This window comes from Desulfitobacterium sp. (assembly GCF_982384815.1).
This window is the reverse complement of record NZ_CEVWNY010000153.1, coordinates 1-5973: the sequence shown is the minus strand read 5'-3', so window position 1 is coordinate 5973 and position 5973 is coordinate 1. Positions and strand designations below refer to the sequence as shown.

Here is a 5973-nt window from a genome sequence, read left to right as displayed (position 1 = left end):
TGGCAGATCTGGTGTAATTCCAGAGCCGACAGTAAAGTCTGGATGAGAAGAGGAAATTAAAGTGCTATTGTTGCACTTTTGTTTGCTGCGATTTTATCTGCCCCAGAGGAATTACTCTGGGGTTTTTTATTACCTTTTCCGGCAAACTAAGTCCAAGATAAGGAAACGGTGGCGATTATTTGGAACAAGATCTTCGGTACATGTCCAGAGCCTTACAATTAGCAGCACTGGCTGCGGGGAGAACAAGTCCCAACCCTTTGGTGGGATGCGTCATTGTCAAGGATAACGAGATCGTAGGAGAAGGCTACCATCAAAAAGCAGGTACTCCCCATGCGGAGGTTCACGCACTGCAGGCGGCGGCAGCTAATACCCAAGGAGCAACAGCCTATGTTACCCTGGAGCCTTGTTCTCATTATGGAAGAACTCCACCTTGTGCGGATGCTTTGATTAAGGCCGGCATCAAGCGGGTAGTTGTTGCCATGGTTGACCCCAATCCTTTAGTGGGAGGGCAAGGAATTGAGCGGATGCGGCAGGCGGGAATACAAGTAGATGTGGGCCTCAAAGAGCATGAAGCTAAACAATTGAATCGTGGTTTTTTGAAAACTATCCAAACCGGTCTTCCCTTTGTTCTCTATAAATCGGCCTTAACTCTTGATGGAAAAATTGCCGCAGAATCCGGTGATTCTAAATGGGTGACTAATGAAACCTCGCGCAATTACGTCCATCAATTGCGCAATTACTTTGATGTAATCATGGTGGGCAGCGAAACAGTTCTTCAGGACAACCCCAGTCTGAACTGTCGGCTTAGCGCCGGCCGGGACCCGGTCCGGCTAGTGGTGGACGGCGAACTTAAACTACCGATAGATTCGGCGATCCTAAGGTCCTCTTGTACTGCTCCCTGTATCATTGCCACCACAAATGCCGCCTCCCCGGACAAGATCACTGCCCTTAAGTCCCTGGCTAATGTACAGGTTTGGCAGTATAACACTCAGCGCTATGTACCATTGGCAAGCTTATTCCGGGATTTGGTTAAGGCCGGATGGAATTCGGTTTTATTAGAGGGTGGGGGCAGTCTGGCGGGAGCCCTGCTTCAAGGCCGGCTGATCGATGAAATTGAGTTTATTTATGCCCCCAAGCTAATTGGCGGCAATGGCCCCTCCCCCCTTTCCGGACTCAAGCTAGCCTTGATGTCCGAAGCAATTCCCTTAGAGTTTTTAGAGACTGATCTTACCACAGGTGACTTACGAGTCCGCGCTAAAGTAAACTACCACTCGAATTAACCTGTTGATCTAAAGAGGTGATTATTTGTTTACGGGTATTGTTGAAGAATTGGGTAAAGTATATGATCTGAGAATTCTGCCGGATTCGGCTCAACTTACTTTGGAAGGCTCTAAAGTATTGGAGGGAACTCAGATCGGGGACAGTATTGCCGTTAACGGAGTCTGCTTGACTGTTGTCAGGATGCAGGGGAATCTGTTTACGGTGGATGTGATGGCAGAGACCTTAAATAAGACGAATCTTAAGGATTGCTCGCGGGGAACACGAGTTAACTTAGAGCGAGCTTTACAACTTTCCACTCGTCTGGGTGGGCATCTTGTCAGCGGCCATGTTGACGGCATTGGTACTATTCAAAAAATCACCCCGGTAGGTATTGCCCGTGTCTTTGAATTAAAAGCCTCCTCGGCCCTGATAAAATACATTTTACCTAAAGGTTCCATTGCCATTGATGGTATTTCCCTTACAGTTGTAGACGTTTTGCCTGATGGTTTTACAGTATCCCTTATCCCCCACACTCGTCAAGAAACTACCTTAGGCTTTAAGGGAGTGGGTGATGCGGTTAACCTGGAAACCGATCTGATCGGCAAATACGTTGCCCGCTTTTTGGAAAAAAGCGATACGCCCAAAAAGGATTTGTCTATGAAATTCTTATCTGAGCATGGTTTTTTAAGTTAATATTTTAGACGACAGGAGTGATTAGAATGGAATTTAAGTTCAATACTATCGAAGAAGCTATCGAAGATATCCGTCAAGGAAAAATGATCGTAGTCGTGGATGATGAGGAAAGAGAAAATGAAGGCGATCTGCTGATGGCAGCGGAAATGGCGACCCCTGAAGCAATCAACTTCATGGCTACCTATGGCCGGGGCTTGGTCTGTGCGCCTCTGACCGCGGAACGTATCCAGGCCTTAAACCTTGAGCCCATGGTTACCCACAATACCGACCCCCATGGTACGGCCTTTACAGTCAGTGTAGATGGCTGTAACTGTACTACCGGGATATCAGCCTTTGAAAGAGCCGATACAATTAAAATATTAATCGACCCCAACAGTCGGCCTGAGGATCTGCGTCGCCCAGGCCATATCTTCCCCCTCAAAGCACGGGAGGGTGGCGTTCTGGTGCGGGCCGGTCATACGGAAGGTGCAGTAGATCTTGCCCGGCTAGCCGGTTTCCAACCGGCCGGAGTAATTTGCGAGATTATGAAAGAAGACGGAACCATGGCTCGAGTTCCGGATTTGATGGAGTTTGTTAAAAAACATGATTTGAAAATTATCACCATCAAAGAATTAATTCACTTTAGACGGCAAAAAGAAAAGTTAGTGGAAAGAGTAGTCAGCATTCATCTCCCCACTGATTTCGGTGATTTCCAGGCAGTGGGTTATCGAAGCCTGTTAGACGGTCAAGAACATGTGGCTTTGGTCAAAGGCGATGTGGACAATGGGGAACCGGTTTTGGTTCGGGTTCATTCAGAATGTCTGACCGGAGATGTTTTCCATTCTCGCCGCTGTGACTGTGGTGACCAACTGGCAGCAGCTATTGAGCTCATCGAAAAAGAAGGCCGAGGCGTACTCTTATACATGCGCCAAGAAGGTCGCGGAATTGGCTTGCTCAATAAATTCAAAGCTTATAAGCTTCAAGAAGAAGGCAAGGATACTGTAGAAGCTAATCTTGCCCTGGGGTTCCCTGCCGATCTCAGAGACTATGGAGTAGGCGCGCAGATCTTAGTAGATTTGGGAATAGGTAAAGTCCGCCTCATGACCAACAACCCCCGTAAAATTGTCGGTTTAGAAGGTTATGGCTTAGAGATTCAAGAGCGCGTCCCCATGGAAATGCCCGTAAAACCTGAAAATAAGTACTATATGCATACCAAAAAAAATAAGATGGGGCATTTTCTCTCCAGAGTTCAATAATTTTTATTAATCTAAAATATTTAAAAACGTTATTTAAGTTAGAAAGGATGAAGAATTTATGATGACTTATGAAGGTAAATTGGTAGCCGAAGGATTAAAGTTTGGGATTGTTGCTGCACGTTTTAACGAATTTATCACTAACAAACTGGTAGGCGGAGCTTTGGATGCACTGTATCGTCATGGAGCTTTAGAAGCCGATGTTGAAATAGCTTGGGTCCCCGGTGCTTTTGAGATCCCCTTAGTCGCTCAAAAAATGGCGGAAACTAAGAAATATGATGCAGTAATTTGCCTTGGAGCAGTTATCCGTGGTGCTACTCCTCATTTCGACTTCGTTAGTGCCGAAGTCAGCAAAGGAGTTGCTCATGTAGGTTTGGAAACAAAACTTCCTGTTATCTTTGGTGTTCTGACCACCGATACAATCGAGCAAGCAATTGAACGGGCCGGAACTAAAGCCGGTAATAAAGGCTTTGATGCTGCAGTCACTGCTATTGAAACGGTTAATCTTTTAAAAATGTTTTAAAATTCAACGGCTTGATATAAATGGAAACTTCACCATTAAGTGTTCCTTGTCAAAAGTGTGATTGTTTCTTAGACTTAGAGCTGAGTGCAAAACGTTGGCAAGGAGATGAGCGCTATGACTTCGAATAATGCAATATTAGACCTCGATGCACAGCTTGAAGCAGCGCGCTCCGGTAATCAAGATTCTTTTAACTGGCTTATCCAATATTATGAGCCGGAAGTTCGCAAAATTGCCTATAAGTTCTTTTTGCATCGTGCCGATTATGATGACTTGCTTCAAGAAGGCCGCATTGCTATATACAAAGCAATTGTATCTTATAGTCCTGACTCGGATATCCCTTTTCTGCATTTTGTTCGCATGGTCATCAAACGCAAATTAATTGATAGCTTACGGGCCCATAACAGACAAAAGCATATGAATCTAAACGAAGCCTATTCCTTGAATAATGCTCTCGCCGAGGATAAGGATGATAGTTTTATAAGCTTTATCGCCACTGATGATGACCCGGAAACAAAAATTATTGCTCTGGATGATGCCCGTAGCTTCATCCAAGAACTAATGGATGGATTTTCTGACTTAGAACTAAAAGTCTTTCGTTATCATTTCCTAGTAGGGATGAAGCAACGGGAGATAACCCAACATCTAGGTGTTAGTTCCAAGTCCTTAGACAACGCAATCCAAAGAATACGCCGCAAGATAATCGCCTTTCGTAAACGAAAAATTGCTGGATAACAAAAAGTCCCCATGCTTTAGCAGCCGGGGACTTTTGTCTTATATAAGAACGAAAGCTATTTTGAGATTGGCTTACTAGTATTATTATTTTTGATAATAATACTAGTAATGAGAATGATATCATAATTGATAAATAATCTTAAGGAAGGCTGGTTATTTGTCTTGATCCGATAAGGAATCAAGACAAATACTGTTTTCGATGTCTATTACTGTTTTAGCTTGCTCAATTAGGTGTGCTGGTACATATATCTCCACCCCATTGATCAAGCCATAGGCTGCTTTAAGATTGCCGACACCGGGGTAAGCCTTTTGAATAGGAATGTTTGCTTCCTTAAGTAAACCCCTAATAATATCCGCTTCCACTTCAGTAGTAACATTTGTAAGCAAAACCCATTTACTCACTCTCGACTACCTTCTTTCTGAGACTTCTTTTTTTTAGAGCTAAATACTTGATTGATTATTATTACAACGATAAATAATCCGGTAATAATCAGACGGGTGTTGGGAGCCAATTTACCAGAGAAAAAAATAAAGACCATAGCAATTGCAAATATTGCCATTTCTAGTTTGCTATTCTTCATGCCGCACATCCTTTATGAAGTATAATTCATTCACGTTTGCCAAGGCCTATTAGTAGATCAGGATTATATCCAGTTTATAATTTTCTGAGCATAGATGCAAATCTATTTGGTAACAAAATCAAACTCCCCTTGGGGGGTAAGATCTACGAATACCAGATCGCCTTCCTGAATTGTCCCCTGCAGAATACCCATGGCCAGAGGGTTTTGTAAGCTTTGTTGAATAGATCTTTTTAAAGGTCTCGCCCCATAGACCGGATCATAACCTTGTTGAACAATTTTGTTTAAAGCGGCCTCGGATAGTTCCAGATTGATTTTACGCGAGGCTAGGAACTGACGAAGTTGTTTTAACTGAATCTGGACAATAGAGCGAATATGCTCTTGTTTAAGGGGATGGAAGACAATAATTTCATCAAGTCTGTTTAAGAATTCCGGTCGAAAATAAAGCTTTAATTCTTCGCTAACTTTGGCACGCAGCTCCTCTTGAGGAACTCCGGCGGCGGTCATTTCTTGAATCAAGGGGCTGGCAATATTGCTGGTCAGAATGATCACTGTGTTTTTAAAGTTTACTATCCTCCCCTGCCCATCGGTTAAGCGTCCATCATCAAGCAATTGCAGCAATACATTGAAGACATCTCCGTGGGCTTTTTCAACTTCATCAAAGAGAACCACGCTATAAGGCTTGCGTCTAACTGCTTCTGTAAGCTGCCCTCCCTCTTCATAACCTACATATCCCGGCGGGGCCCCGATAAGTCGGGCAACACTATGCTTCTCCATATATTCGGACATATCGATGCGAACAATTCCTTGGTCATCGTCAAAGAGGAACTCGGACAAGGCCTTGGCCAACTCTGTTTTACCAACACCGGTGGGACCGAGAAACAGAAAAGATCCTAAGGGGCGATTGGGATCTTGTAGCCCTGCCCTGGCACGCCGGACAGCATCAGCCACGGCT

General features: G+C 44.2%; 8 protein-coding genes. 5 read left to right on the top strand and 3 right to left on the bottom strand.

Annotation, left to right across the window (positions count from 1 at the left end; genetic code table 11):
• Positions 1-179 precede the first annotated feature (179 nt).
• From ribD to AC1U9U_RS15200, 5 genes are all read left to right on the top strand, one after another.
• Positions 180-1280, top strand: a complete 1101-nt coding sequence (gene ribD, locus AC1U9U_RS15220) for a bifunctional diaminohydroxyphosphoribosylaminopyrimidine deaminase/5-amino-6-(5-phosphoribosylamino)uracil reductase RibD (protein WP_479961401.1) — start codon at positions 180-182, stop codon at positions 1278-1280.
• A 25-nt stretch (positions 1281-1305) separates the two neighbouring features.
• Positions 1306-1953, top strand: a complete 648-nt coding sequence (gene ribE / locus AC1U9U_RS15215; protein WP_479961400.1) for a riboflavin synthase — start codon at positions 1306-1308, stop codon at positions 1951-1953.
• A gap of 26 nt (positions 1954-1979) precedes the next feature.
• Positions 1980-3188 (top strand): bifunctional 3,4-dihydroxy-2-butanone-4-phosphate synthase/GTP cyclohydrolase II, encoded by a 1209-nt coding sequence (locus tag AC1U9U_RS15210; RefSeq protein WP_479961399.1) that lies wholly within the window; start codon positions 1980-1982, stop codon positions 3186-3188.
• Positions 3189-3246: 58 nt separating this feature from the next.
• The gene (gene ribH / locus AC1U9U_RS15205; protein WP_479961398.1) at positions 3247-3708 is read left to right on the top strand and encodes a 6,7-dimethyl-8-ribityllumazine synthase; all 462 of its coding nucleotides are present in this window, start codon (positions 3247-3249) and stop codon (positions 3706-3708) included.
• A 114-nt stretch (positions 3709-3822) separates the two neighbouring features.
• Positions 3823-4440, top strand: a complete 618-nt coding sequence (locus AC1U9U_RS15200) for a sigma-70 family RNA polymerase sigma factor (protein WP_479961397.1) — start codon at positions 3823-3825, stop codon at positions 4438-4440.
• A 153-nt stretch (positions 4441-4593) separates the two neighbouring features.
• Here AC1U9U_RS15200 and AC1U9U_RS15195 read toward each other — a convergent pair whose 3' ends face one another.
• The 3 genes from AC1U9U_RS15195 to AC1U9U_RS15185 form a co-directional block, all read right to left on the bottom strand.
• Positions 4594-4842 (bottom strand): putative signal transducing protein, encoded by a 249-nt coding sequence (locus AC1U9U_RS15195; protein WP_479961396.1) that lies wholly within the window; start codon positions 4840-4842, stop codon positions 4594-4596.
• A complete protein-coding gene (locus tag AC1U9U_RS15190; RefSeq protein ID WP_479961395.1) occupies positions 4839-5021 on the bottom strand; it encodes a hypothetical protein in 183 nt (60 codons plus the stop codon). The genes AC1U9U_RS15195 and AC1U9U_RS15190 overlap by 4 nt, the downstream gene beginning before the upstream one ends.
• Before the next feature lie 102 nt (positions 5022-5123).
• A partial coding sequence (locus AC1U9U_RS15185) for an AAA family ATPase (protein WP_479961394.1) occupies positions 5124-5973 on the bottom strand: 850 nt, incomplete at its 5' end.

What these genes read in the sequence shown, in the direction of transcription:
- ribH (WP_479961398.1), top strand. Translation starts at nt 3,247, where the DNA reads ATGATGACTTATGAAGGTAAATTGGTAGCCGAAGGATTAAAGTTTGGG.
- AC1U9U_RS15190 (WP_479961395.1), bottom strand. Translation starts at nt 5,021, where the DNA reads ATGAAGAATAGCAAACTAGAAATGGCAATATTTGCAATTGCTATGGTC.
- AC1U9U_RS15200 (WP_479961397.1), top strand. Translation starts at nt 3,823, where the DNA reads ATGACTTCGAATAATGCAATATTAGACCTCGATGCACAGCTTGAAGCA.
- AC1U9U_RS15210 (WP_479961399.1), top strand. Translation starts at nt 1,980, where the DNA reads ATGGAATTTAAGTTCAATACTATCGAAGAAGCTATCGAAGATATCCGT.